This is a genomic window from Acidovorax sp. 106 (assembly GCF_003663825.1).
Classification (GTDB): Bacteria; Pseudomonadota; Gammaproteobacteria; order Burkholderiales; family Burkholderiaceae_C; genus Acidovorax.
On the sequence record NZ_RCCC01000001.1, the window covers coordinates 1,643,884 to 1,669,150 of the forward strand.

Annotated in this window: 24 protein-coding genes and 1 pseudogene; 8 read left to right on the top strand and 17 right to left on the bottom strand. The window is 60.9% G+C overall.

The features are described 5' to 3' along the window. Positions 1–96 precede the first annotated feature (96 nt). Positions 97–1,476, top strand: a complete 1,380-nt coding sequence (gene purB, locus C8C98_RS07280; RefSeq protein ID WP_121456108.1) for an adenylosuccinate lyase — start codon at positions 97–99, stop codon at positions 1,474–1,476. A gap of 102 nt (positions 1,477–1,578) precedes the next feature. After that, entirely contained in the window at positions 1,579–2,139 is a 561-nt protein-coding gene (locus tag C8C98_RS07285; RefSeq protein ID WP_121456109.1) for a YaeQ family protein, read from the top strand. A 258-nt stretch (positions 2,140–2,397) separates the two neighbouring features. Here the strand turns inward: C8C98_RS07285 and C8C98_RS07290 are convergent, their stop codons facing one another. From C8C98_RS07290 to C8C98_RS07300, 3 genes are all read right to left on the bottom strand, one after another. Beyond that, the gene (locus C8C98_RS07290) at positions 2,398–2,703 is read right to left on the bottom strand and encodes a DUF2007 domain-containing protein (RefSeq protein WP_121453713.1); all 306 of its coding nucleotides are present in this window, start codon (positions 2,701–2,703) and stop codon (positions 2,398–2,400) included. A gap of 58 nt (positions 2,704–2,761) precedes the next feature. After that, on the bottom strand, positions 2,762–3,217 hold the full coding sequence (locus C8C98_RS07295) for a DUF3717 domain-containing protein (RefSeq protein ID WP_121453714.1): 456 nt from the start codon (positions 3,215–3,217) through the stop codon (positions 2,762–2,764). 211 nt (positions 3,218–3,428) lie between these two features. Next, on the bottom strand, positions 3,429–4,121 hold the full coding sequence (locus C8C98_RS07300; RefSeq protein WP_121453715.1) for a TerC family protein: 693 nt from the start codon (positions 4,119–4,121) through the stop codon (positions 3,429–3,431). A 536-nt stretch (positions 4,122–4,657) separates the two neighbouring features. Between C8C98_RS07300 and C8C98_RS07305 the strand changes: the two genes are divergently transcribed. From C8C98_RS07305 to C8C98_RS07315, 3 genes are all read left to right on the top strand, one after another. After that, a complete protein-coding gene (locus tag C8C98_RS07305; protein ID WP_121453716.1) occupies positions 4,658–5,389 on the top strand; it encodes a TerC family protein in 732 nt (243 codons plus the stop codon). A 149-nt stretch (positions 5,390–5,538) separates the two neighbouring features. Next, the gene (locus C8C98_RS07310) at positions 5,539–6,036 is read left to right on the top strand and encodes a hypothetical protein (RefSeq protein ID WP_121453717.1); all 498 of its coding nucleotides are present in this window, start codon (positions 5,539–5,541) and stop codon (positions 6,034–6,036) included. A 105-nt stretch (positions 6,037–6,141) separates the two neighbouring features. Beyond that, positions 6,142–6,495: a phage holin family protein gene (locus C8C98_RS07315; protein WP_121456110.1), complete on the top strand. Its 354-nt coding sequence runs from the start codon at positions 6,142–6,144 to the stop codon at positions 6,493–6,495. Here C8C98_RS07315 and C8C98_RS07320 read toward each other — a convergent pair. Further along, positions 6,463–7,971 (bottom strand): M48 family metalloprotease, encoded by a 1,509-nt coding sequence (locus C8C98_RS07320; RefSeq protein ID WP_370450356.1) that lies wholly within the window; start codon positions 7,969–7,971, stop codon positions 6,463–6,465. The two genes, C8C98_RS07315 and C8C98_RS07320, sit on opposite strands and share 33 nt — an antisense overlap. A 163-nt stretch (positions 7,972–8,134) precedes the next feature. Between C8C98_RS07320 and moaC the strand changes: the two genes are divergently transcribed. Further along, positions 8,135–8,662, top strand: coding sequence for a cyclic pyranopterin monophosphate synthase MoaC (moaC, locus tag C8C98_RS07325; RefSeq protein WP_121453719.1), 528 nt, complete (start codon positions 8,135–8,137; stop codon positions 8,660–8,662). Here moaC and C8C98_RS07330 read toward each other — a convergent pair. The 11 genes and pseudogenes from C8C98_RS07330 to sucC form a co-directional block, all read right to left on the bottom strand. Continuing rightward, positions 8,647–9,620: pseudogene (locus C8C98_RS07330) on the bottom strand (IS481 family transposase). The gene moaC and the pseudogene C8C98_RS07330 sit on opposite strands and share 16 nt — an antisense overlap. A 115-nt stretch (positions 9,621–9,735) precedes the next feature. After that, a complete protein-coding gene (gene tfpZ / locus C8C98_RS07335) occupies positions 9,736–10,515 on the bottom strand; it encodes a TfpX/TfpZ family type IV pilin accessory protein (RefSeq protein ID WP_233574481.1) in 780 nt (259 codons plus the stop codon). A gap of 46 nt (positions 10,516–10,561) precedes the next feature. Then, positions 10,562–11,092: a pilin gene (locus tag C8C98_RS07340; RefSeq protein ID WP_121453720.1), complete on the bottom strand. Its 531-nt coding sequence runs from the start codon at positions 11,090–11,092 to the stop codon at positions 10,562–10,564. Between the two features lie 118 nt (positions 11,093–11,210). Beyond that, complete coding sequence (locus C8C98_RS07345) at positions 11,211–11,762, bottom strand: pilin (RefSeq protein WP_121453721.1); 552 nt, start codon at positions 11,760–11,762, stop codon at positions 11,211–11,213. A 220-nt stretch (positions 11,763–11,982) separates the two neighbouring features. Further along, positions 11,983–12,777, bottom strand: a complete 795-nt coding sequence (locus C8C98_RS07350; protein WP_121453722.1) for an MBL fold metallo-hydrolase — start codon at positions 12,775–12,777, stop codon at positions 11,983–11,985. Between the two features lie 94 nt (positions 12,778–12,871). Continuing rightward, positions 12,872–15,124 carry a CHASE2 domain-containing protein gene (locus C8C98_RS07355; RefSeq protein ID WP_121453723.1) on the bottom strand — a complete coding sequence of 751 codons (2,253 nt, stop codon included), beginning with the start codon at positions 15,122–15,124 and terminating at the stop codon, positions 12,872–12,874. A 68-nt stretch (positions 15,125–15,192) separates the two neighbouring features. Further along, positions 15,193–15,849 (bottom strand): FHA domain-containing protein, encoded by a 657-nt coding sequence (locus C8C98_RS07360; RefSeq protein WP_121453724.1) that lies wholly within the window; start codon positions 15,847–15,849, stop codon positions 15,193–15,195. Positions 15,850–15,892: 43 nt separating this feature from the next. Continuing rightward, positions 15,893–16,681 (bottom strand): Stp1/IreP family PP2C-type Ser/Thr phosphatase, encoded by a 789-nt coding sequence (locus tag C8C98_RS07365; RefSeq protein ID WP_099657211.1) that lies wholly within the window; start codon positions 16,679–16,681, stop codon positions 15,893–15,895. Between the two features lie 17 nt (positions 16,682–16,698). Next, the gene (locus C8C98_RS07370; RefSeq protein WP_158600147.1) at positions 16,699–19,200 is read right to left on the bottom strand and encodes a CHASE2 domain-containing serine/threonine-protein kinase; all 2,502 of its coding nucleotides are present in this window, start codon (positions 19,198–19,200) and stop codon (positions 16,699–16,701) included. Between the two features lie 351 nt (positions 19,201–19,551). Continuing rightward, entirely contained in the window at positions 19,552–20,448 is an 897-nt protein-coding gene (gene sucD, locus C8C98_RS07375; protein WP_121453726.1) for a succinate--CoA ligase subunit alpha, read from the bottom strand. A gap of 15 nt (positions 20,449–20,463) precedes the next feature. Then, the gene (gene sucC / locus C8C98_RS07380) at positions 20,464–21,624 is read right to left on the bottom strand and encodes an ADP-forming succinate--CoA ligase subunit beta (RefSeq protein WP_099657213.1); all 1,161 of its coding nucleotides are present in this window, start codon (positions 21,622–21,624) and stop codon (positions 20,464–20,466) included. Between the two features lie 177 nt (positions 21,625–21,801). Between sucC and argC the strand changes: the two genes are divergently transcribed. Next, positions 21,802–22,734, top strand: a complete 933-nt coding sequence (argC, locus tag C8C98_RS07385; RefSeq protein WP_121453727.1) for an N-acetyl-gamma-glutamyl-phosphate reductase — start codon at positions 21,802–21,804, stop codon at positions 22,732–22,734. 59 nt (positions 22,735–22,793) lie between these two features. On the opposite strand, the gene recX is transcribed toward argC, so the two are convergent. Further along, positions 22,794–23,252 (bottom strand): recombination regulator RecX, encoded by a 459-nt coding sequence (gene recX, locus C8C98_RS07390; protein ID WP_121453728.1) that lies wholly within the window; start codon positions 23,250–23,252, stop codon positions 22,794–22,796. Between the two features lie 100 nt (positions 23,253–23,352). Beyond that, positions 23,353–24,423: a recombinase RecA gene (gene recA, locus C8C98_RS07395; RefSeq protein WP_099657216.1), complete on the bottom strand. Its 1,071-nt coding sequence runs from the start codon at positions 24,421–24,423 to the stop codon at positions 23,353–23,355. Between the two features lie 226 nt (positions 24,424–24,649). Here recA and C8C98_RS07400 point away from each other — a divergent pair, with 226 nt between their 5' ends. Next, positions 24,650–25,147: a MarR family winged helix-turn-helix transcriptional regulator gene (locus tag C8C98_RS07400; protein WP_121453729.1), complete on the top strand. Its 498-nt coding sequence runs from the start codon at positions 24,650–24,652 to the stop codon at positions 25,145–25,147. Positions 25,148–25,267 lie beyond the last annotated feature (120 nt).

Consider the following 25,267-nt stretch of genomic DNA (forward strand, 5'->3'; position numbering starts at 1 on the left):
CGGGCTGGGGTGGCGATTCTATCGGCACCCGCCCACCTGCGCCTGACGCGGGGCGGCGAAGCGACCACAGTGCCTGCACGCCTACAATTGCGCGCCATGAGCCTGTCCACCATCACCGCCCTCTCGCCGCTTGACGGCCGTTACGCCCCCAAACTTGCCGCGCTGCGCCCCATCATGAGCGAGCACGGCTACATGCACCGCCGGGTGCAGGTTGAAGTGGCGTGGTTCATTGCCCTGTCTGATGCAGGCTTTGCAGAATTCAAGCCGCTCACCACCGGAGCGCGCGCTTACTTGCTGGGTCTGATCAAGAACTTCTCCGAGGCCGATTCCGCCGCCATCAAAGAGATCGAAAAAACCACCAACCACGACGTGAAGGCCGTGGAATACTGGATCAAGAGCAAGTTCGAAGCCCGCCCCGAGCTGGAAAAGGCCTCCGAATTTGTGCACTTTGCCTGCACCAGCGAAGACATCAACAACACCAGCCATGCGCTGCAACTGCGCTCGGGCCGCGACCAGGTCGTGCTGCCGGGCCTGGACCGCATCGTGCTCAAGCTGCGCGAAATGTCGCACGCCTTTGCCGATGTGCCCATGCTCAGCCGCACCCACGGCCAAACCGCCAGCCCCACCACCGTGGGCAAGGAAATGGCCAACGTGGTCATGCGCCTGCAAACGGCCTGCGAGAAGATCGCCTCGGTCAAGATCATGGGCAAGATGAACGGCGCCGTGGGCAACTACAACGCCCACCTGTCGGCCTGGCCTGACTTTGACTGGGAAGCCTTCAGCAAGAAGGTCATCGAAACGCCCGAACCCTTGGGCCTGGGCCTGACCTTCCAGCCCTATTCGATCCAGATCGAGCCGCACGACTACATGGCCGAGCTGTTCGACGCCGTGGCGCGCGCCAACACCATCCTGATCGACCTCTCGCGCGACATCTGGGGCTACGTGAGCCTGGGCTACTTCAAGCAGCGCCTCAAAGCCGGTGAAATTGGCTCGTCCACCATGCCGCACAAGGTCAACCCCATCGACTTTGAAAACGCCGAAGGCAACCTGGGCCTGGCCAACGCGCTGCTCAAGCACCTGTCCGAGAAGCTGCCCGTCAGCCGCTGGCAGCGCGACCTGACCGACAGCACCGTGCTGCGCAACATGGGCGTGGCCCTGGGCTACGCCGCGCTGGCCTACACCTCGCTGCTGACCGGCCTGAATAAGTTGGAAATCAACGAAGAAGCCCTGGCTGCCGATCTGGACGCATCGTGGGAAGTGCTGGCCGAGCCCATCCAGACGGTGATGCGCCGCTTTGGCGTGCAGGGCGCGTACGAAAAGCTCAAGGAAGTGACACGCGGCAAGACCGTGACGGCCGAAGCGCTGCACGGTCTGATCCAGTCGCTGGAAATCCCTCAGGCCGAAAAAGACCGCCTGCTGGCCATGACGCCAGGCAGCTACGTGGGCAAGGCCGCAGAGCTGGCACGCCGCGTATAAAAATGATAGCTGCCTGCGCTTTTAGCACGGGCCTTTGACACCTCTAGAGCTGCCAAAGCAAGGAAACACTTGCGCTGGCAGCTCTTGTTTTTGATACACCCCATGGCCATCAAATCCACCATCTTCAAGGCGAACCTGCAGATCGCCGACATCGACCACGGCTACTACGCCGACCATGCCCTGACCCTGGCCCGCCACCCCAGCGAGACCGACGAGCGCATGATGGTGCGGCTGGCGGCCCTGGCCATCCAGGCGCACCAGCTCAACGACTTGTGCAATGGCGACGGCACGCTGGCCTTTGGCGCGGGGCTGTCGGACCCGGATGACCCGGATGCATCGCTGACCGACTTCACGGGCCGCAAGCGGGTGTGGATTGAAGTGGGGCAGCCCGAAGACAAGCCGCTGACCAAGGCCTGCAGCAAGGCAGACTCGGTGCTCGTCTACTGCTTCAACCACGCCTCGGAAGTGTGGTGGAAAGGCATCGAGACCAAGCTCTCGCGCTTGGACAAGCTGCAGGTGTGGCGCATCCCCACCGAGGCATCGCAAGCCCTGGCCGCCATGGCCGAGCGCAGCATGCAACTGCAAGCCACCGTGCAAGAAGGCGCGCTGACCCTGAGCAGCAACCTGGGCAGCGTGCATGTGGAGCCCGTGCGCTGGAAATGACGCCAACGGGAGCAATGCAGCCCCATCGTTCAGATTATTAGCAGAAACACCTGATTGGCGACCTGCCTCAGACGCCTTCTCGTCCCCACCCGTTCGGGCTGAGCCTGTCGAAGCCTTGCACGCACGCGGCAAGCCCTGGCTTCGACGGGCTCAGCCCGAACGGATGGAGTGGTATCTGAGGCAAGTATCTAATCAGGCAGAAACAGGCTCCAGGGCTTGAACCCCTATAGCAAGCAGCTATTAAATTAATAGCAAAAATCACGCACGCGGCATGAGCGCGCCACACTGCCAGCACTGCTCAAAGCCGCCCTCCACCGTCTCCCCGCAACGGCAGACCCACAGGCGCTGGGGCAGGTTCTGCAGGTCTTGCAGCAACGCCCGGGCGCGGTCGGCGTGTTCGTCGTAGTCCAGCCAAATCTCGGGCAAACATTGGTCGGGCGGCAGGTGCCCGGCGGCGGCCCCCAGGTATTGGCGCTGCACCGAAGCGGTCATGCCCGCTTCGCACAACAAGTCTGCCCACACAGTGGCAATCGCGATGTTGGGGGCTTGGGTCAGGCGCAGCATCGGCCCACCTTAACCGTTGGAGTGTCGCGCGTACAGACCTGCGGACCCGGAGGCCCTCTCAGGGCGAGGGTGCGCGTGCAGGTGCATGCGATGTCTGCCCGGTAGCGCGGCCTTCCGCCGCTCGCTCGGCATAGCGGTTGAAGCGCCAGGCCGAATGCTCCAGCGTGATGCGGCGCCACACCTGGCGCTTCGCGCCGGGCGACATGCCTGGCCAATGCTGCACCTCGTCAAAGGTGCGGCCACAGCCTTTGCACAGGTCGTCCCCCTGGCTGGTAGAGCAAATGGCAATGCAGGGCGTGTCGGGTGTGGTGTCGTACCAGCCCAGCCAGGCCTGTAGCGCTTCGGGTGGCAAACGGTCCTCGTCCACCGCATCTTCGTGCCGGTACACCATCAACGCATACACCTCGGCCAGCGCCTGCACCTGCGGCGCCAGCGCCATGCCCGCGCAGGCGGGTGCACGCTCGCGCCAGTGGTTGATGGCGGTTTCGATGTCGGTGATGTGGATGGCGGTCATGGACGCAAAAGGCAGCTGTGCGGCTGGGCGGCCGGGCCGCTGCGTGCAGCAGGGGCAGGGCAAAACGGGGGCACAAGGACGGGGGCTGGATGATAGCCGCCGCAGGACACCACCGCCGCTGCAAGGTCTCCCCATGAAAAATCCCCGCCACAGCCAAAGCCAGGGCGGGGATGGCAAGGCCGATGCCTTGGTGCGTCAGGGTGGCGTTAGGTCAGGCAGCAGCGACCTTGGAGGTCTTGCGGCTTTGCAGGTACTTGCCCGTGGCCACCACCAGCACCGCACCCAGCGCAGCGGCTGCGTAGAAGCCCAGCGAGTGGTGGGGCACGATGGGCTCCAGCATCTTGTCGGAGACGATGGTTTCACCGCCCACCCAGCCAATCAGGGCCGCCCCGAGGGTCACGATGACAGGGTAACGCGTCATCACCTTGATCATCAGCGTGCTGCCAAAAATCACGATAGGAATGGCGATGGCCAAGCCCAGCACCAGCAGAGCCATATCGCCGTTGGCCGCTGCGGCCACGCCAATCACGTTGTCCAGGCTCATCACCAGGTCGGCCACCAGGATCGTGCGAATGGCGGCCATCAAACCGCTTTGCTTGTTCTCACCTTCGTCTTCTTCGTCATCGCCGTCATTGAGCAATTGCACGCCAATCCATAGCAGCAAGATGCCGCCCACCAGTTGCAGCCAAGGCAGCGCCATGAGCTTGACGGCCACAATGGTCAACACCACCCGCAGCAGCACCGCCGCCGCAGTGCCCCAGAAGATGGCCAGCTTTTGCTGGCGGGGCTCCAGGCTGCGGGCCGCCAGGGCGATCACCACGGCGTTGTCGCCAGAGAGGATGATGTTGATCCAGATGATCTGGGCCAGCCCGATCCAGAATGCTTGGCTCGAAAGTAATTCCATTGATGTCTCCGTCCTGGGGTAGGGGCAGCCTTCGCTAGGGAAACCACCCATGTTTTGAGGGATGCGCAATTCGCAACCGTGGGCGAGGAGTTTAGTCAAGCAAACCCCTTCACCCTATGCGTAATTGTTCGTACAGCACACCCCCTCGCTTTTCTGGCGATTCCCGCTCGCTGCGAGTGGTTTTTTAGAAAAAACCTACGGCGTGATGGAAATTCTTACAATCCCCCTCACTCCAAAGGGGAGTAGCTCCCAACGCCTGCCAAACCTGTACCGATCAGGTTTGCAGCAAAGTCAACGGGTCGTCAGTACGGTGGCGCCCACAAGCCACCCGGCCCGTTGTGCACACCCATCCAGTGTGCCGAGCAAGACCTTTGATGGCCCCGTCGCGGGGTGATCAAGGTCGTCCTTCGCCCAAGCGGTTCGTTTGCTGGCAGGCTCCCTGATTTCCTCGAAGCTGGCCAGAGCACTCTGACGGACAGATCCGGCGCCGCAATGGCGACGGAAAACTCCTTTTGACCTAGAACACCGAGGAATTTATGGACTTTTTGGCTTCGCCCGAATTTTGGCTTGCACTGGGCCAGATCATCATCATCGACATCTTGCTCGGCGGCGACAACGCCGTCGTGATTGCCCTGGCCTGCCGCAAGCTGCCACCTGCCCAGCGCACCAAGGGCATCATCTGGGGCACAGCGGGCGCCATCATCTTGCGCGTCATCCTGATCGCCTTCGCCATGACGCTGCTGGCACTGCCTTTCCTCAAGTTCGTCGGCGCACTGCTGCTGGTGTGGATTGGCGTGAAGCTGCTGGCCCCGGACGAAGACGGCCACGGCGACGTGCAAGGCAGCGACAAGCTGCTGGCCGCCATCAAGACCATCATCGTGGCCGACCTGGTGATGAGCGTGGACAACGTGATCGCCATTGCCGGCGCTGCGCAAAATGCGGGCGAGCACTCCTTCCTGCTGGTGGTGCTGGGCCTGCTGATTTCCATCCCGATCATCGTCTGGGGCAGCCAGTTGGTCATCAAGCTGATGGAGCGCTTCCCCCTCATCATCACGCTGGGCGGCATGCTGCTGGGTTGGATTGCGGGCGGCATGCTGGTCACCGACCCTGTCTTCGCCAACCTCGACAAGTGGCAGTGGATGCTCAAGCTGCCGCAGTCTGACGTCGTGAAGTACGGCGCCAGCGTGGCCGGTGCCCTGATCGTGCTGGCGGTAGGCAAGTTCATCGTGTCGCGTCGCACTCCGGGCAGCGACGCAGCCCACGGCTGATACGCACAGGCACAAGGCGTCTGCACTTCGCCTTGAAACGAACCGCCAGGCGGGTGCAACACCACGCCCCGCCTGGACCGCTTCCAGGGCAGAGTGGCCCAGCACACTCTGCCCTTTACTTGAAACTCTCAACCCAGGCAGTGATCGACATGGACAAAATCATTGTGTACGTGGACGACGCTGACCATGCGCAGCAACTGTTGGCCCCGCTGGTGGCCCGCACCCCTGCGCCCCACCAGCACTGGGTACTGGTGGCCTGCGCGCCCCGCATGACACACCGCGTGAGCAAGTGGGTCAGCCACAGCGCCCGCGAGAGTTGGCGCACCAAATGGGCCGACAAGCTGTTTGCGCAAATCACCACCACCGTGGGCCTGTCGCCAGCACAAGTCACCACGGTGTTGGCCAAAGGCCCTTTGGCCGAACTGACCGAACAACTGCAAGCCGATTTGCAAGCCAACGGAAGCCGCACAGCACCAGTGATGGATGCGCGCAAGCCCAGAAGCACCGAGGCTGCGCCGCAGCCCCTGACGCCCCGGGCCGCCACCGAGCTGGCACCCAGTCCAGCCCCCAGGCCCAGCCACTGGCCCCGCGTGCTGGGCAGTGTGCTCACCGGCTGCGGCACCTTGTGGGCTCTGGCGCTCGACTGAGCGCGGCCTCGCCCCAATAACGCCCCCCCAAGCAGACGCCCATCGCCTTCATCGCAGGGCGCTATGCCAGCCTCCACCAGCCCCCTGCGGTGCTATTCTGGCGCCATGAAAATCCTTCTGAAATGGCTGCTCAGCGCCGCAGCGCTGCTGTGTGTGGCCTACATTTACAGCGGCGTGCAGGTGCAGAGCTTTGGCTCGGCGCTGATTGCAGCCTTTGTCATTGGCCTGTTCAACGCCGTGCTGCGACCGGTGCTGGTCCTCCTGACGCTGCCGGTCACCGTAGTCACCGTCGGCTTGTTCCTGTTTGTCATCAACGCGCTGATGTTCTGGGCCGCCGCCGGGGTGCTCGACGGCTTCCACGTCAACGGCTTCGGCGCAGCGCTGCTGGGGTCGCTGATTTACTCAGCACTCGGGCTGGTGATCGAATCAGCGCTCGGCGGCCTGTTCACGAAGCAGTAACTGCACTGCCCGCAGGCGGGTGTCGATGATCGACGCCTCGAAGTGGTCGTCGGCCAAGGTGCTGCGCCGCGCCAGGTCCTGACCCGCCCTGAAGCGATCCACAGCCGCCGCATAGTCGTAGCGCGACACTTGCGCCTCGGCCTCGGCCCGCACGGCGCGCAAAGGCTGGTTCTGCGCACTCCACACCCCTGCCAAGGCCTGCCAGGCCCCCGCATCGCGGGGGTGGGTGGCCAGCCAGGTTTGCAACGGGCTGGTGACCTCCTGCAAACCTGGCTGGCCCGTGCGCAAGACGATCTGTGTGCGCAGCAAGATTTCGGGGCGGCGGGTATCCCCCGCAGGCATGGCGGCAAGGGCGGCTGGGGCGTTGCCAGCGGCCAGTTCCAACTCGGCCACCAACAACTGCGCCACGCGGGCCGCCGCCACATCGCCCTTGACCAATTGCTGCAGTTGCCCGGCCGACCGACGGGCAGCCGCCACATCGCGCAACTGGCTGCTGCCCAGCGCTGCGGCATACAAGACACCCGCTTTGCGCGCCAGGGGCAGGGCCGCAAAGCCCGTACCCTGCGGCTCAGCAATCCACTGGCGCAGCACATCCACCCCAGGGTTGGACAGCACCCGCGCCCGCGCTGACACCATGGCATGCTCCGCCACCAACACCGGGGCGCTGCTGGCCGCCAGCCCGCCTGAAGGCAAGCGCGACTGCATATCGGCCATGCGCTGCGTTGTGAGCGGGTGACTGCGCAAATAGGGCCAGCTGCCGTTGTCGTTGATGCGGTTGGCCTGCTGCAGTTTCTCAAACATGCCCACAAAGCCCTCGGGCGCAAAACCAGCGGGCTCCATCAGGCCCATGCCCACCCGATCGGCCTCGCGCTCCATGTCGCGCGAAAAATTCAATTGGTTCTGCATCGCCACGGCCTGACCGCCCACCACCAGGGCCTGCGTGGCGCCGGGGTTCTTGCTGGCCGCCAAGGCACCCAGCACCATCGCCCCGAGCAACAGCGGCGCTTGTCGGCTTTGCTGCGTCAGCAGCCGCGAGATGTGTCGCTGCGTCACATGGCTCAACTCGTGCGCCAGCACCGAGGCCAACTCATCGCGCGTGCCCACCACGCCGATCAACCCCAGATGCAACCCCAGGTAGCCCCCAGGCAACGCAAACGCGTTCACCGTGCGGTCCCGCCCCAGCAGCACTTCCCAGGCAAAGCGCTCGTCCAGCTCGGCAGACAACTCCCCGCGCGAACGCGCCGCAGCAATCAACGGCTGCCAAATGCCCTGCACATACTCGGCAATCACCGGGTCATCGATGTAATCCGGATCACGGTACAGCTCGCGGATGATGCGGTCGCCCAGGCGCCGCTCCTCGCTGCTGGTCAAGTCGCTGCCATCCCCCAGCGTGGGCAGCCCAGCCTGGGCCTGCGCCACCGCCGGAGCAAATGCGCTTGTCGCTATCAAAAGAGAAGCTGTCAGCGCTTGACACACCTGCGCTAGCGGCTTTTTTTTACCCAATATCAACACTTGTGGTCTCCCTGGCGCCGTCCATCGGCCACAACGCTCACTTCGCGATGCATGACCGTATGATGCCCCGACAACCCAATTGTTTCGCACACGTTTGCAACCCAACGTGCTTGCCCAGGCCAAGACCATGACCTCCAAAACACCAAACTCCCCCGAAACAGCCAGCGCATCCCCGCTCACCCACTTCGACGCCCAAGGCCAGGCACACATGGTCGACGTAGGTGCCAAGGCCGCCACCCACCGCATCGCAGTAGCTACCGGCCGTATCGAAATGCAGCCGGAAACCTTGGCACTGATTGAATCGGGCACTGCCAAAAAAGGGGATGTTCTGGGCATCGCCCGCATCGCCGGCATCATGGCCGCGAAAAAGACGAGCGACCTGATTCCGCTGTGCCACCCCTTGGCACTGACACGGGTTGCTATTGAATTTGAAGCAGCCAGCACACGTATACCGGACGCTACGGGCATATTTTGCTCAGCTACGGTGGAGACAGTGGGGCAAACCGGGGTGGAAATGGAAGCGCTGACCGCCGTCCAGATCGCCTTGCTGACGATTTATGACATGTGCAAGGCGGTGGATAGGGGGATGCTGATTATGGGGGTGGGGGTGAGGGAAAAGCGGGGAGGAAAGTCGGGAACCTATCGTTTGGCGTAGCTGTCGCATCCCGGCCGATCGTATGGCCGCTTGTGAAACAGATCCGGCCTCTCCTGGTACCACTGCTTCATGGCCTGCATCGGCGTCTTGCTGCCCAGTGCTGACTGCGGCAACTGGTGGTTGTACAAAGCCACATAGCGCTGCAAGGTTTGCTCCATATCTTCACGGCTGTTGAACCGGTGGGTCTTCAGAACGTCCGCAATGCGGCCATTGAACCGCTCCACCATGCCATTGGTTCTGGGTGTCCTGGGCCTGGTCAGCCGGTGCTCTATACCCAGCTCCTAGCACAGCTGGTCGAACTCATGGTTGCCGCTGGGTTCGCGTTCCTTGCTGGCCAACAGGCGGATCGCGCCCTCCTTGCCGTTGTCGGTCAGCAGCTTGTTGATCTTGATCGGACAGACCTGTGCAGTGCCTTCAGGAAGGCCTGTGCACTGGCAGCCGTCTTGTTGGCCTTGAACTGCACAAACACCCACCGCGTGGCCCTGTCGATGGCCACGAACAGATAGCGTCGGCTGCTCTCGTCTTGCATCTGGGGCAGGTACTTCACGTCCATGTGCAGATAGCCTGGCTCGTAGCTCTTGAAGGCCTTGTAGGCCACCGCAGGCTCCTGGGGTTTGAGAGCGTTGAGGTTGCCCGCTCCATGGCGGCGCAGACACCTGTCCAGGCCCGAGCGTGAGACATGGGGGCAAATGAACTCGCGCGTGACCGCCAGCAGGTCATCCAGGGGCAACAGCAAGGTACGCCGCAGGTGCACCACCGCGGTCTCTTGCGCAGGCGTGAGCACGGTCTGCAGACGATGGGCCGTGTGCGAGCGGTCCCCGCGCTTCTTCCACTTGTAAACCGTCTGCTCGGTGATGCCAAAGCGCTGGGCCAGGACACGGGCTGTCTCGTTGCTGGCCGCGATCTCGGCGCGCACGGCAGGCGTGGTGCGGGCGTTCTTGTACAGGGCAATCAACATGGCTTCACTCCCCGGGTGGATTGCAAGGACTCTACCAACTCTTGCAGAACGGCTCGGGCTATTAAAAGTGGATAGCGTTCATGATCTATGCAATTGTCCGGGATCCGACACCAGTCTATTTCGTCAAAAAACCGTCAATTGGCGCATAAGCTCTAGGCCGGCCCGTTGCCTTATCAACTAAAACAATCCACTCCATTGATTTCGAACTAGTCAATGGGAGCCAAGCCAAATCTTGAACAGGTAATCCCGAATTTTTTATTGCTTTATCCAACAGTTCCTTCTGTGCCGCACGCGCCTCAAACAAAACATCCAAAGGCCTAGCGCGCCTCAGAAGCTCGGGAACTCCCAGATCGTAGTCTTGCCACCAACCAGGGCGCAGGGATGGTTCAACACCCGCAATGGAAAGATCTACACTCTCAACAAGTTCACTGCTGTTGCGCGCACTCCGCAAACTTATTAAAGTGGGCCCAAACCAAGGCAACTTGCTCATGGTTTCAGGGGCATGAACTAGTCCCGCGGTATCGATCTCAGCAGCAGTTACAACACGCAGGCGATCCACCTCAAAAACCAAATGCACAGGCCTCGCTGTCGCGACGGTATGTATACCATAAGCCAAAGCAATACCCTGAACCAAAGCAACCAAAGATAAATCGAAAAATAATTCTCTTTTTATTTTTTCAGGATTAAAAATAATAAATGTAAGAAGTGGACCACAAATAACATCAACACCAACCACAAGCCAGAATAATTCCAACCCACCGACAATTTTATACAAAGGCCAAGGATACCAAACACCAAATACCAGCGCAGCCGTACATATTGTCAAAAACACCGAAAGAAGAAAATGATAAAAACATGCGCGCAACGCAAAATGTACGCGACGTAAATTAAACATCTATCCACCCAAAATCTCTTAAATTATCAAAAACCATTTTGCAAAACTAAGGGCTATATCGACAGTTGACCGGAACATACCGGTACGAGATGGTAGAAGCTATACCGCAGCCCCATACGATAGGTGCACTCATTGACAGCGGAGCGGACGGAATTGCAGAATTAGAAACAGTACCACTGCCAGGAGTGAGAACCACGGGCGAGCCTAGGAGTGCACCCAGCTCTCCAGTGTAGTTTATTGTAATGCGCGCTTCGCCCAAGGCAGGAGCTTGAACATTTGCAATACCGCCTATTGCGATTGATGCAACTTTTGCCCCAGCCGTATATTGATATGAATATGAACCAGATAATGGCGCACCCGTACCAGGGTAATTTAATATCCCGCCCTCTGGAGTAGACGAGAAATTTTCCGCCACCGCCGCCTTTGCAGCAGCCGCAAGAACCAAGCCCTCTGTAACCTGCGCGCGAACAACATAACCCCGATAGGTCGGTAAAGCCACAGCAGCCAAAATACCCAAAATGGCAACTACAACCATTAACTCAATCAGAGTAAAACCATTTTTTACAAATTTTCTCATGAAGCACCAAAATTAGATTTGATTATTACACTTCTATATTAAAAATTCGCAATTTAAAATCCAACTACACCACCAAAAAGAAAGGCCGCACAAGGCGGCCTAACAAAAGCGTTCACACTTATGGGGCAACTACAAAACGGCAGTTTGCAGGAACATACTTAAATGATGCGGTTGAAGCGATACCACAACCCCAAACCACTGGAGCGCCAGCAGCCAGCGGGCCTGAGGGAGACGCGGCGTTGGTTACTGTCCCGCTTCCTGGAGTCAGAACCAAGGGATTACCGAGCGTAGTGCCCAAGCTACCGGCGTACGTGATAGTGATACGGCCAGAGTTAGGAGCAACAGGAGTAGCAATGGTAGTTGCAGCGATTGCAACAGTTGCCACATTGGTGCCAGCTGTGTATTCATAGCCGTAGGTGGTATTTCCTGCAGCCGGGGCCACAATCGCACCAGCACCTGCATACGCTTCAATGGTGCCTTGTGTTGTGTTTGCAAAGGTTTCTGCAACGGCCGTCTTGGCAGCCGAAGCCAAACTCAAACCTTCGGAAACCTTGGCACGCACAGTGTAATCTTGGTAAGCAGGCAGAGCCACAGCAGCCAGAATACCGATGATGGCCACCACGATCATCAGTTCGATCAGGGTAAAACCTTTTTGCAGCGAACGCTTCATAAATCTCTCCTCGGGGTAAATTGCAAGTGAAAACCTGTCGATTGTTCTTCAGGCTGGTTCTCTAAAAGCAGATAGCGTGCCAGCTTGCGAAATACGGTAGAAGCACACTTTCCTAAGCGCCAGAGGGCCGACTTCTCCACAAACGGCATCGGGTCACCGCATGGCCTGCGTCACATTGACATTTTTGTTCCGCCACGAATGTCACGGAACACATAGCTAGTTACACATCAAAGACCTGTCCAGCCTGCAGCCAGCGGATATCTGCAGTGGCGCTCAGTCCCATCTGGTCTATCTCTTGAAGAATGAGGCTGGTTTCTGATGGCTTGGTGTGGGTAATGTAGATGGGGTAGCTCGTGTCCCCAGCCCTGTGGGCCAGTTCAGCAGCCAAAGTTTGGGGCGACAAGTGCAAGCTGCGGCGTGCCAGTTCACTCTCCCGGTTGCTGAAGGCGGTTTCAATGACCAGCATGCCCACAGGCCGTGGCGGCTGTAGTTGGGTCAGTTGCTCAAGCTGATCCCAAAAGGCTGGATTGCGCTCGGTGTCGCCGCTGAAAGCCCACCAACCTCTTTCACCACGCACGGCATAGCCCACTGCAGGCACCGTATGGACGGCCGGCAGCACTTGTACCCAAGTACCGTCCACATGGACCGCGCGCCCCTCGACCAAGGGGCGGTATCGCAGAAACGGGTTCTGCACTGACGGAATGCGGCTGAAGTCTGGCCAGATGGTGTTGTTAAAGACGTGCGTCTGCAGTGCAGCAATGGTGGCGGGCAGGGCATGGACCAAGACGGGTTGGCTGCGCAAGGAAGACACAGCGTCCAGCATGAGTGGCAATGCCGCCACATGGTCCAGGTGGGAGTGGGTCAGAAAGACATGGTCGATCTGGGCCATCTCGTCCAGCGTCAAATCCCCCACCCCAGTACCTGCGTCGATAAGGATGTTGTGATTGATGAGAAAAGAGGTGGTCCGGCAATCACGGGCGATGGCGCCTGAGCAACCCAGGACACGGACTTTCACAGGAACACGCCCCCGAAACGGCAGCGAGGCGGAACACCAGCATGGCCATCAGCTCCAAGGTCTTGGCGCAAGAAGAGTGGGCAAGAAGGGCGGGTCATTTGGTGTCAAAGTTAGTGGCACCATCCCAGTTCGGCTGGTGAGGCAGTGTTGCCAGCATTTGCAGGCGCTCTGCGTACAAGGCATACAAGGTGGATTGGGGGTCGCTGCGCAGCAGCATTTGCAAAGCGGCCATGCATTTTGCCCAGTCTTGAGCGCGGTAGTCTGTGAGAAATTGCCGCCAGACGGCGAGCCACTCCGTTTGTCCAGGAGTGGCCAGCGCATGCTCGGCCACCGGCGTATAGATCGCGACGGCCTGGGCTTTGCCTTTGACGCGCACGCGGTCCAGCTCTTGCCACAAAAATCCGGGGGCCTGGGCCTGGGTAAATTCGCTGGCGATGACCGCAACCCCGTAGGTTTTAGAGAGCCCTTCCAGGCGGGAGCCCAGGTTCACTGCATCGCCAATGACGGTGTAGCTGAGTCGAATGTCGGACCCCATATCACCTACACACATGGTGCCGGTGTTCAAACCAATGCCAACCCCGACCTCGGGCAGGCCTTGAGCGCGGTGCTCTTGGTTGAGCTGCTGCATGGCCTGCGCCATACCCATCGCGGCACGCACTGCGCACGCAGCATGATCTTGCGTCGGCACGGGGGCCCCCCAAAAGGCCATGACGCAATCACCCATGTACTTATCAATAGTGCCGCGCTGGCTTTGGATGACACGGGTGAGGCGGGTGAACACGCCATTGAGCAACGCCTGCAATTGCAAAGGCGGCATGCATTCAGACAGGGCGGTAAAACCGCGCATGTCGCAAAACATGACCGTCAGCTCGCGATTAGCTGCCTGCATGCCGTAATGCTCGGGGTGTTTGAGCATTTCATCGACCAGCTCGGGGGGTACGTAGGAGCGAAACCTGGAGGCCAAGGCTCGCTTTGCACGGCTTTCAAAAAAGTAGCCGTGGGCCATGTTCACCACCGATGCACAGAGGGCCATAGCCACCGCAGCGGCCAAAGGCATTGCCAACCCATGGGCACGGTACAGCCACAGGTTGAGACCCACCAGTGCAGTGATCACGGCCAAGCTGAGCACCAAACCCGCCCCTGCAGGCAACAGTGACAGTCCCAAGGCCAGCACCAGCCCAGCACACACCAGCTGGAGCACATCAAAGCCACGGGCATAGTCTGGTATCGCTATGGCATTGCCATCCATCAAAGCGGACAACATGTTGGCATGGGCCTCTACGCCTGGGTAGACCAAGCCGACTGGCGTAATGCGAACATCCTGCAGACCCGGAGCCGAGGTACCCACCAAGACCACCTTGTCAGCCAAAGCACCCTCTGCAAGGCGGCCTTCGATCACATCGCTGGCTGCAATGTATTGGTATGAACCGCCATCTGGCCCGCCGGGCCCGCGAAAGGGGATCAGCATCGAGAGTCGATCGTCCACCGGCAAGGCCATGCGGCGTGCGCCCTCCACCAGCACCACGCTCTCCAGCGTCTCATGGGTGCCCAGCGATGGCGTGGCTGGAAAGCCGGGCTCCACGCCTGGCATGCCCATCATGGAGCGGAACATCCCCAGGGCCAGAGATTCGTAATACTGCCCCTGGTACTCGGCCAGCAGTGGCAGACTGCGGATCACACCATCCGAGTCACTGATGGTGTTGAAGAACCCCGCCACCGGGGCCGCCTGGCCCAACGCATCCAGGTTGGCGCCAAATCCATTCCAAATCGTAGCGGCCAAAGGCCGTCCGCGCAATTGGGCAGGCGTGACGACCGGGGAAGGCAGCGCACCCAGCGTGTGTCCCTTTCGATCACTGGTGAAGTAGTAGCCCAGGACGGCCGCTTGCCCCTGCAGGCTGCGCGCGAACAGGGCATCGTGATCTAGCGAAGGCGTTAACCTGGCCACCTGCTCAGCAAAGCCCGGAGCTTTTGCCAGCGCGCCACGCTCCAGGGCTTGCAGCGCGGCAAGTCCCGAGCTGTTGTCGCGCTCAGCAAAGATGACATCAAAACCGAGCACGGCCACACGCTGGCGCGCAAACAACTCTTGCGTCAGGACGGCGAGCTTGTCCCGTCCCCAGGGCCAGCGGCCAATGCGCTCAATGCTTTTTTCGTCAATATCAACAATGACGATGCGCTCGTCCAATGTCCTGGGCATGCTCAGGCGCAGGCGGGCGTCGTAAAAAATCTGGTCCAGCCGGTCGAGCAACGGCAGGGACAATTTGCCGGATACGTGCAAAAGTGCAAACACCAGCGGAACCAGCGTGAGCAAGATGCGGCGCCAACGGCGAAAAAGCAGGAGGCTCCGCATGGACTTAGAACCCGCTCAGCAGGTGGGCAAGGCCATTGCCACTGCAGCAAGGCCCGCCAAAACTGCCATCAGGATTGCTCGAACTGCATCTCTGTGCCGGCCAACTCCAGCTTGTCACCACTCTTGAGAGGAACAGGGCTGGTACCAATCGCCACGCCGTTGAGCGTGGGCATGTCGGGGCCTTCCACATGGGCCAGCACAAAGCCCTGGATGCGTTTGGTAATTGAGGCTACGGCCACACCCGGCTTGCCGATGGTTGTTACCACTTTTTGCAAAGACACCTCGCGGCCCGCAGCGGCGCCAGATAGCACGCGAATGACCGCATGCAGGGGAGGGGCAGGCTGCGGCGCAGCCACTCCACCGGGGCGCGCGGCAGCATTCAGGGCAGGCAGCATGCCGGGCTTGAAGACCATGGTCTTTTCAAAGTTCTCCGCTTCGGCGTCCTGGAGGAAGCGGATCTTGTACTTGCCCACTTCGACCGTGTCGCCGTTGCGCAACTCCTGGCGTTTCACAGCTTTGGCATTGACATACGTGCCATTGGTGCTTCCCAGGTCTTCAATCTCAACCCCGTTAGGGGCCATATGGATCGCTGAGTGCTCACCGCTCACCGCCAGATTGTCGATAACGATATCGTTATAGGGACGACGGCCGAGCGTCGTACGCTCTTTGGTGAGTTGTACTTCTTTGATAACAACGCCGTCGATTGAAACGATCATTCTGGGCATGATGATCTACTCCTGATTTGATGATTTGTTTTGTTGCCACCCGTCATGCGGCACCTAGGAGACGGGACATGAGGCTGCGTTTCTTCCCTCCCGCCGCAGCCTGCACAAGCAATACGCTAACGTTATCACGCCCACCGTGTGCATTGGCTGTATCAATTAGCAACGCCGCTTTTTCTTCCAGAGGTGCGGGGGTGCGCATCAGTTGCGCAAGATCGTCATCGTTAACCATGTCCGTCAAGCCATCTGAGCACATCACGAAAAGATCGCTGGGTGCCACCTGAAACTCGTTCACTTCCATCTGCACATTGGGCTCAACCCCCAGCGCACGGGTGACCAGATTGCGGCTGGAAGAGGCGGCTGCCTGTTCCCGCGTCAATATGCCTGCATCCACCTGTTCCTGCAACCACGAATGGTCGCGCGTGATTTGCTGCAACACCCCGGCGCGCAGGCGGTAGCACCGGGAGTCCCCGATATGACCCAAAATCAAGCGATCGCCCTGGAACACACCCACGACCAGCGTGGTGCCCATGCCGGCATACTGAGGATTGGACAGCGACGCGCCCAAAATGGCGTGGTTGGCGTTTTCCACACACAGCTCCAATGCCCGGCGCAAGTCCGTGGAAGACGGCTCTGGCCCTGCCTGCGCCAGCCAGCGGTTCATTTCTGTGCGGATGAAAGTGATGGCCATACCGCTGGCCACTTCGCCCGCGTTGTATCCGCCCATGCCGTCCGCAAGGATGGCCACCTGGGTATCCCGGTCAACGGTCACTGCGTCTTCATTGTTGGCGCGCACGCGCCCACGGTCGGTTTGGGCGAAAAATTCGTAGGTCATGGATTTTGGGCTGCACGTCATCCCGCAGAGGCCACCACAGACCTTTGTTCCGGCGCCCGCTCTGTCGGGTACTCCAGCACTGTTTTCTCCAGATCCACCATGTGTTGCCCTGTCGGGGTGCGGCCCGAATCATAGACCACTGCTGACGCTTGAGATCCAGGAACCTCCGTCACAACAGTGCCCATCACATAAGCCAAGTCTTGAGCCAGCTGCTGCCCCGTCTGATACCGCTCGGTGGGCAGCTTGCGCAGGGCCTTGGCGATCAGCCGCGCCACGGCCTCTGGCAAATCGGTACGAAGGGTGCGGATATCTGGAGGGTCCACATGGACGATCTTGCGCATCAGCTCCGGCATGGAGTCGGCACGCAGGGGCAAAGAGCCCGTCAACAGCTGGAACAACGTGACGCCCAGGGCATACAGGTCTGCACGCCCATCGACCTTGGCGCCGGACAATTGCTCAGGCGACATGAAACTGGGCGTGCCGAGCACAATGCCCGTGCGGGTCTTGCTCGCATCGGTGATGCGTGCCACCCCAAAATCCATGACCTTGACCGTATCCGTCGCGGCGTCCCACATGATGTTGGCAGGTTTGACATCGCGGTGCACCACGTTGTGCGCATGCGCGTAGTCCAGCGACTGCGCCACGCGGCGGGCAATGGACAAAACCTGGGCCACGGGCAACAGGTAGGCCGGTTGCGTGAATGCACTCAGATCGGTCCCCGCAACAAACTCCATGGCGATGTAGGCCAGGCCTTGCTCTTCACCGCTGCCGTAGATGGCGACGATATGGGGATGCTGCAGCCGACTGGCGGCCTCAGCCTCTTTGAAAAAACGCTCACGCGCGTCCACCAGTGCCGCCCCGTCAAACTCCTGCTGCAATGCCAGCGTCTTGATGGCCACAATCTGCCCAGAGCGCAGATCACGGCCCTGGTAGACCACCCCCATGGCGCCCTTGCCCAGCTCATGCCTGAGGTCGTAGTGCGCGAGCGGCCCCGGCACTTTGTGGCGCGGAAAGGTCTCTTGCACCGACGCGGGCAATGACGAAGCGCCCGTCACCGAAATGCCACTGGCCACCGAGTCCGCAGCCATGCCCGCCTGCGCCAGCAGGTGCGCTTTGGCCCGGCGGTAGCATGCACGGGCGTCCTTGTATTCCATGTCCCGGCGCAGCAGGTGCTTGAAGACTTTTTTGGCATGCGCATAGTCCTTCTTGCGCTCAAAGTCCTTGCCCAGGTGGTACAGGTTGTCTTTCAAAGCATCGCTGGTGGGCAGCGGACGAAACCGCGCAAACGCTTCCAACAAATCCCCACGCCCATGCAACGCCAGCCCCATCATTCGCTCGGCATCCGCGGACTCTTGCGGAGAAGCGGCAGAAGCACGCTGGGGCACCCTTGCCAACATAGCGCACAGAAGCCCTCCTAACAACGCCACCCCAGCGGCAGGGAGCAGCGGCACCACATGCAAGGTCTGCTGAAGCAGCAGCCACTGTGCAGCGCACAGCAGCAGGGCTGCACCCGCCCCCCAAACCACGGCCTTGCCCGCCCGAGGCATGACCACTACCAGTAAAGCCATGACCAGCGCTGCAGCCCAGCCCACTGGCTGCCCCCAACCCGGCTTGGTCACTGCGCGCGCCAAACGCAGCCCCACAAAAGACTGCGCCACCACATCCGACACAGACAGCGTGGTCCCTCCGGGCGCAGGCCAGGAAACAGCCTGTGGCCCAGCCGTCACGCCCACCACCACCGTCTTGTCACGCAGCGCTGAAACGGGCACCTTCTGGGCCAACACATCTGCAGCTGCCCAACGCGGCACCGAGGCACCAAACACCGGGCGCAAGGCTGCGGAAGCATCCACCCCCACCGACAAGCCCCCCCACAGCAAACTCTGGGCCTGGGCATTCCAACGCACATCGGCAGGGCTCAGGTACAGCGCGCGCAGCACCGCCAGCATGGCCAACGAAGGAACCCCAGCCTTGTCATGGCTGAGCAGCAGCGGAACACGGCGAAGCACCCCGTCGCTGTCCGCAGCCCATTGCAGATGACCCACACCAGCCGCACCTGCCGCCAAACCCGCCAGCTGCACGGGCACAGCATCTGGGCCCAGACCTGCGAGCTCAGGCACGACACTGCGGTAAAAAGAAGGTGGCAATGGCGCGGGCGCGCCAGTGGAGGCAAAGCCAGCGGGCCACAGCACATTGCCCGCCAACGCCACACTGCGCACCAAGGCTTCTTGGGCACCCGGCGCAGCGGTTGCAGCCAAAGGGGCGGTGTAGACGATGGTTTTAGCGCCCCCCAAGGCCAATCGGTCGATCAAGGCCGCATGCGCCTCATCAGTCCAGCCGCCTCGCACAGCGGTCAGGCTGCGCGCATCAATATCGACCAGAACCACATCGGCGGGGGCCACTACCTTGGTCTGGGCCAAGGCAGAGTCGTACACCACCCGCTGCAACGCCGACAGTGCGCCCACCAGCCACAAAGCGCCCACCAGTACGAGAGCGATCGCCGCACAGATCCACCCGTCCAATCGCCCTGTCTTTGGCTTGCGCTCCGATGTGTGTCTGGCCACTTGCAATCAATGTGTAAATCTGTGAATGATTGTAAAAAAGCAAATTTCACGCCCGCCCAAACCGGGCTTCCAAACCCTGCCGAAACGGGCTTATCGCACGTATTCGGCAGCCGAAGAAGGCGGCGTTGCCGCTCTTTGTCGGACACACCACGGCCAGCGACAAAATTGTCAACATCACCCCATCTCTGCGCTCCACAGAAAGACCGCGCAGGAATCGCCAAAGCAAAAAAAAGCACCCGCCACCAATCGGTAGCGGGTGCTTTCAGCACCTGTGCATGGCCGCCAGAGGCAGCCCTCGCTGGGCTCTGATTACTTCAGTTGGGCCTTGAGCAGCTTGCCCAATTCCGAAGGATTGCGGGTGATGATGAAACCCGATTCTTCCATGATGGCGAGCTTGGCATCAGCCGTGTCAGCGCCGCCAGAGATCAGCGCGCCAGCGTGGCCCATGCGCTTGCCGGGAGGGGCAGTCACACCAGCGATGAAGCCCACGATAGGCTTCTTCATGTTGGCCTTGCACCACTGGGCGGCTTCGGCTTCGTCTGGACCGCCAATTTCGCCGATCATGATGACAGCGTCGGTGTCTGGATCGTCGTTGAAAGCCTTCATCACGTCGATGTGCTTCAGACCATTGATGGGGTCGCCACCAATGCCCACAGCGCTCGACTGGCCCAGACCCACTTCGGTCAGCATGGCCACGGCTTCATAAGTCAGCGTACCCGAACGGGACACCACGCCGATACGGCCCTTGCGGTGGATGTGACCGGGCATGATGCCGATCTTGATTTCGTCAGGCGTGATCAGGCCAGGGCAGTTGGGGCCCAGCAGCAAGGTCTTCTTGCCACCAGCGGCTTCCTTGGCCTTCATCTTGTTGCGCACTTCCAGCATGTCGCGCACTGGGATGCCTTCAGTGATACAGATGGCCATGTCCAGGTCGGCTTCCACAGCTTCCCAGATCGCGGCAGCAGCGCCTGCGGGCGGCACGTAGATCACCGACACGGTGGCACCGGTCTGGTGAGCGGCTTCCTTGACGGAGGCGTAGATTGGGATGTTGAAGATCGACTCGCCAGCCTTCTTGGGGTTCACGCCGGCCACGAAGGCGTTCTTGCCATTCGCGTATTCCTGGCACTTTTCAGTGTGGAACTGGCCAGTCTTGCCCGTGATGCCCTGGGTGATGACCTTGGTGTCTTTGTTGATGTAGATCGACATGTGTGTTCTCCGGGCTTACTTGACGGCAGCAACGATCTTGGTCGCAGCTTCGGCCATGGTGTCTGCGGCAATGATGGGCAGGCCGGACTCGGCCAGCATCTTCTTGCCCAGCTCTTCGTTCGTGCCCTTCATGCGCACGACCAGCGGCACGTTCAGGTTCACGGCCTTGCAGGCGGTGATCACGCCGGTGGCGATGGTGTCGCACTTCATGATGCCGCCGAAGATGTTGACCAGAATGCCTTCGACCTTGGGGTTCTTCAACATGATCTTGAAGGCTTCGGTCACCTTCTCGGGGGTGGCACCGCCGCCCACGTCCAGGAAGTTGGCGGGCTCGCCGCCGAACAGCTTGATGGTGTCCATGGTGGCCATGGCGAGACCTGCGCCGTTCACCAGGCAACCAATGTTGCCGTCCAGGCTGATGTAGGCCAGGTCGAACTTGGAGGCTTCGACTTCGGCCGGGTCTTCTTCGTCCAGGTCGCGAAAGGCCACGATTTCAGGGTGGCGGAACAGCGCGTTGGCGTCGAAGTTGAACTTCGCGTCCAGGGCCATCAGGTTGCCCTTGGAGTCGCAGTTCAGCGGGTTGATTTCCACCAGCGACGCATCGGTTTCCATGTAGCACTTGTAGATCTTGGCGAAGATGTCTACGGCTTGGTCGATGGAAGCGCCGGTCAGGCCGATGGCGGCTGCAACCTTCTTGCTTTGCTCGGTGGTGATGCCGACGATGGGGTCGATCATCTCGGTGATGATCTTCTCGGGAGTGGAGTGGGCCACTTCCTCGATGTCCATGCCGCCTTCGCTCGAAGCGATCAGAGCCACCTTTTGCGTAGCGCGGTCGGTGACCAGGGACACGTACAGTTCGTTCTTGATGTCGGCGCCGTCTTCGATGTACAGGCGACGGACCTTCTGACCTTCGGGGCCGGTCTGGTGGGTCTTGAGCTGCATGCCCAGGATCTCGCCAGAGATGCGCTTGACGTCGTCAATGGTCTTTGCAACCTTGACGCCGCCACCCTTACCACGGCCACCGGCGTGGATCTGGGCCTTGACCACCCACACGGGGCCGCCGAGTTTTTGAGCAGCTTCCACGGCTTCTTGCACCGTGAATGCAGGGATGCCGCGCGGAACGGGCACACCAAAATTGCGCAAGATTTCCTTGCCTTGGTATTCGTGAATCTTCATGAGGTCTCTCTCAGGGAAGGGTGGTAATTACCCGTTTGCCATGAACAGATTGTCTGGCCGCGGGCTTGGGACATGGCAACCCGCGACTGTATCATGCTGCAACGCACCATCCTTGTAGCAAACTTACGTACGCCGCAGGCCTTCCAGGTGCCCCTCTACCCTCTCCGGAGCTGTTCCATGTCCAAAGTCTTTATTGATGGCGAAGCTGGCACCACAGGCCTGCAGATCCGCGAACGCCTGCAAGCCATGCCGCACATCGAGCTGGTGAGCATTGCCCCCGAACTGCGCAAAGACCCAGGCGCCAAGCGCGCTTTGATCGAGACCGTGGACTTGGTGGTGCTGTGCCTGCACGACGATGCCGCCCGCGAAACCGCCGCCATGGTGGACGCCATCGAAGCCGCGGGTGGCCGCCAAATCAAGATCATTGACGCCAGCACCGCCCACCGCACGGCTGCGGGCTGGGTGTATGGCTTTCCGGAGCTGGACGCCTCGCAAACCCAGGCCGTGCGCCAAGCCACCCGCGTCTCCAACCCTGGCTGCTACGCCACAGGCGCCATTGCGCTGCTGCGCCCGCTGGTGGATGCGGGCCTGGTCCCCAAAGATGCTGCGTTGAGCCTGCCATCAGTGTCGGGTTACTCGGGCGGTGGCCGCACCATGATCGAGGCCTACGAAGCAGGCACGGCAGCACCCTACGAGGCCTACGCGCTGGGCCTCACGCACAAGCACATACCGGAGATCCTGCGCTACACCGGGCTCACACGCCGCCCCGTGTTCATTCCGGCCGTGGGCAACTTCCGCCAGGGCATGCTGGTGCAACTGCCTTTGCACCTGGACCTGCTGCCCGGCGCCCCCAAAGCCAGCGATCTGCACGATGCGCTGGCCAGCCACTACGCCCGCACCAACACGCCAGAGCAATGGGTCAGCGTGCTGCCGCCCACCGACGACTTGAAGCTGGCCGCCGACACCCTGGCCGACACCAACAAGCTGGAGCTGCGCGTGTTTGCCAACGAGGAACACCGCCAAGCCATCGTCATTGCGCGCCTGGACAACCTGGGCAAGGGCGCCAGCGGCGCTGCGGTGCAAAACATGCAGTTGATGCTGGGCCTGTAAACCAGCGCGGGCAGGAAAGAACCTGCCCACCGGTCAGGCGCGCCCGCCCAAGGGCAAAGTCACTCGTCGTCTGACGGTACTGAGCCCTGCACTGCGCGCCGCACCACATCGCCTGAAAACCCCCGCGTCAGCAAAAAGCGCATGTGCTTGGCGCGGGTTTGTGGGTCTGTTGCGGGCTCGCTAAACTTGCGGCGCCACACCTCGCGGGCGCGTTCCAGTTCGCTGCCCTGCAACTGGGCCACGGCGCCCTGCACGGCCTCTGCCCCCAGTCCTTTGGATTGCAGCTCTTGCCGGATGCGCGCCGCGCCCAGACGGCCAGCACGCCGATGCAGCACCGACTCCACCACCCGCGCCTCGTTGATGAAGTCTTTGGACTGCAAGTCATCGAGCACCGCGTTCAGATCTTCACCTTCTTGCACATGGGGGCTGAGCTTGCGCAGCAGCTCAGAGCGCGAATGCTCGCGCTGGCTGAGCAGCCGCAGCGCGCGGCCTTTGAGCGATAGCGTCGTGAATCCCATGTGGACGTTTAAATGCTTCTTTTTTGATAGCAGCCAGCGCTAGATTTATAAGCGCTAGCAGCCTTTTTTCTTCAAAACCAGAAACATCCAGCGTGAAACATCACTCGTCAGCAGTGGCCGCAGGAGCCTGCAACGCGCCGGGCAGCAGCGCAATACCCAGACCTTCGCGCACCTTGTTCTCAATCTCGCGGGCCAGGTCGGGGTTTTCGCGCAAAAACTCACGCGCGTTGTCGCGGCCCTGGCCGATTTTTTCGCCGTTGTAGGCGTACCAGGCACCGCTCTTTTCCACGATCTTGGCCGTCACACCCATGTCGATGATCTCGCCTTCGCGGCTGATGCCTTCACCGAACAGGATGTCGAACTCCGCCGTCTTGAAGGGTGGCGACACCTTGTTCTTGACCACCTTGACCTTGGTCTCGTTGCCGATGGCTTCGTCGCCCTTCTTGATGGTGCCGGTGCGGCGGATATCCAGGCGCACCGAAGCGTAGAACTTCAGCGCGTTACCGCCGGTGGTGGTTTCGGGGCTGCCGAACATCACGCCGATCTTCATGCGGATCTGGTTGATGAAGATGACCATGCAGTTGGTCTTCTTGATCGTGGCCGTGAGCTTGCGCAGCGCCTGGCTCATCAGGCGGGCCTGCAGGCCGGGCAGCGCGTCGCCCATTTCGCCTTCGATTTCAGCCTTGGGCGTGAGCGCAGCCACCGAGTCCACCACGATCAGGTCCACAGCGCCGGAACGCACCAGGCTGTCCACAATTTCCAGAGCCTGCTCACCGGTGTCGGGCTGGCTGATCAGCAGGTCAGACAGTTGCACGCCGAGCTTTTGGGCGTACTGCACATCCAGGGCGTGTTCAGCGTCAACGAAGGCGCAAGTGCCGCCCTGCTTTTGCATCTCGGCAATCACTTGCAGGGTCAGCGTGGTCTTGCCCGAGGATTCCGGGCCGTAGATTTCGACCACACGGCCACGGGGCAGGCCGCCCACGCCCAGGGCAATGTCCAGGCCCAGCGAGCCGGTGGAAACCACCTGAATGTCCTCAATCGCCTCGCCTTCACCCAGGCGCATGATCGTGCCCTTGCCAAACTGCTTTTCGATTTGCGCCAGCGCTGCCGCCAGGGCCTTGGCCTTTTCGGCGTTCACGGGAAGGGCGGGGTTGGTACCTTTGACGTCCATGGAAGGGCTCCTGAATAAAACGTTGTGATCTGTCTGGGTCAGTACTTGACACCACTGTTTTTAACAACAGCACTGGCTGCTTGATCAGTAATGTAGATGTGCAAAACAGGCAAGTAAACAGTTTTTTAGTCAGTTTGCCTTACCATCTACCAACCGCTGTGTGGACGCGACGTACCGCTGCCGCGCACCAGGTTTTGAACGCCCCCCGGGACGACTGGAGCCCCCCATGAACAGCACGCCCCACCACCCTGCCCCGTCTGACGATGCCTGGCGCCAGACCCACCTGGGCCGGCTGCTAGGCCACGCCATGCGCCGCTTTGACGCCCGCGTGCTGCAGCTCATGGCCCGCAATGTGGAAGTGCCTCTGGCCCTGTCGAACCTGGCTGCGCGCGACCAAGTGGGCGCGGCGCATATTCACCTGACGCGCCACCTTGCTCTGGGGGGCGACCGGTTGACCGACTTGGCGCAGCGTGCAGGCATGACCAAGCAGTCGATGGCGCAACTGGTGGACCAGTGCGAAGCGTGGGGATTGGTGACCCGCGAGAACGACCCGCACGACGCCCGGGCACGCCAGGTGTGTTTTACGCCCACCGGGCTGGCGTGGCTGCAGGGGTTTCGTGATGCGGTGACGCAGGCGGAGGCGGAGTTTCGCGCCGAGGTGGGCGACGATGTGGCCACGGTGGTGGCCATTGGGCTGGAGGCGTACGCAGGCGGCGGCAACTAGCCCTGCAAGGTCATAAACACAGGTCCGCCAAAACACTGAACCCCAGGCACCACTGTCAACGACAGCCGCGCCTGGGGTTCAGTGAAAAGGCTTTCAGGGGAGCGCGCAGCAGCACCGCGC

What these genes read in the sequence shown, in the direction of transcription:
- purB (WP_121456108.1), top strand. Translation starts at nt 97, where the DNA reads ATGAGCCTGTCCACCATCACCGCCCTCTCGCCGCTTGACGGCCGTTAC.
- C8C98_RS07285 (WP_121456109.1), top strand. Translation starts at nt 1,579, where the DNA reads ATGGCCATCAAATCCACCATCTTCAAGGCGAACCTGCAGATCGCCGAC.
- C8C98_RS07290 (WP_121453713.1), bottom strand. Translation starts at nt 2,703, where the DNA reads ATGCTGCGCCTGACCCAAGCCCCCAACATCGCGATTGCCACTGTGTGG.
- C8C98_RS07295 (WP_121453714.1), bottom strand. Translation starts at nt 3,217, where the DNA reads ATGACCGCCATCCACATCACCGACATCGAAACCGCCATCAACCACTGG.
- C8C98_RS07300 (WP_121453715.1), bottom strand. Translation starts at nt 4,121, where the DNA reads ATGGAATTACTTTCGAGCCAAGCATTCTGGATCGGGCTGGCCCAGATC.
- C8C98_RS07305 (WP_121453716.1), top strand. Translation starts at nt 4,658, where the DNA reads ATGGACTTTTTGGCTTCGCCCGAATTTTGGCTTGCACTGGGCCAGATC.
- C8C98_RS07310 (WP_121453717.1), top strand. Translation starts at nt 5,539, where the DNA reads ATGGACAAAATCATTGTGTACGTGGACGACGCTGACCATGCGCAGCAA.
- C8C98_RS07315 (WP_121456110.1), top strand. Translation starts at nt 6,142, where the DNA reads ATGAAAATCCTTCTGAAATGGCTGCTCAGCGCCGCAGCGCTGCTGTGT.
- moaC (WP_121453719.1), top strand. Translation starts at nt 8,135, where the DNA reads ATGACCTCCAAAACACCAAACTCCCCCGAAACAGCCAGCGCATCCCCG.
- tfpZ (WP_233574481.1), bottom strand. Translation starts at nt 10,515, where the DNA reads ATGTTTAATTTACGTCGCGTACATTTTGCGTTGCGCGCATGTTTTTAT.
- C8C98_RS07340 (WP_121453720.1), bottom strand. Translation starts at nt 11,092, where the DNA reads ATGAGAAAATTTGTAAAAAATGGTTTTACTCTGATTGAGTTAATGGTT.
- C8C98_RS07345 (WP_121453721.1), bottom strand. Translation starts at nt 11,762, where the DNA reads ATGAAGCGTTCGCTGCAAAAAGGTTTTACCCTGATCGAACTGATGATC.
- C8C98_RS07355 (WP_121453723.1), bottom strand. Translation starts at nt 15,124, where the DNA reads ATGCGGAGCCTCCTGCTTTTTCGCCGTTGGCGCCGCATCTTGCTCACG.
- C8C98_RS07360 (WP_121453724.1), bottom strand. Translation starts at nt 15,849, where the DNA reads ATGCCCAGAATGATCGTTTCAATCGACGGCGTTGTTATCAAAGAAGTA.
- C8C98_RS07365 (WP_099657211.1), bottom strand. Translation starts at nt 16,681, where the DNA reads ATGACCTACGAATTTTTCGCCCAAACCGACCGTGGGCGCGTGCGCGCC.
- sucD (WP_121453726.1), bottom strand. Translation starts at nt 20,448, where the DNA reads ATGTCGATCTACATCAACAAAGACACCAAGGTCATCACCCAGGGCATC.
- sucC (WP_099657213.1), bottom strand. Translation starts at nt 21,624, where the DNA reads ATGAAGATTCACGAATACCAAGGCAAGGAAATCTTGCGCAATTTTGGT.
- argC (WP_121453727.1), top strand. Translation starts at nt 21,802, where the DNA reads ATGTCCAAAGTCTTTATTGATGGCGAAGCTGGCACCACAGGCCTGCAG.
- recX (WP_121453728.1), bottom strand. Translation starts at nt 23,252, where the DNA reads ATGGGATTCACGACGCTATCGCTCAAAGGCCGCGCGCTGCGGCTGCTC.
- recA (WP_099657216.1), bottom strand. Translation starts at nt 24,423, where the DNA reads ATGGACGTCAAAGGTACCAACCCCGCCCTTCCCGTGAACGCCGAAAAG.
- C8C98_RS07400 (WP_121453729.1), top strand. Translation starts at nt 24,650, where the DNA reads ATGAACAGCACGCCCCACCACCCTGCCCCGTCTGACGATGCCTGGCGC.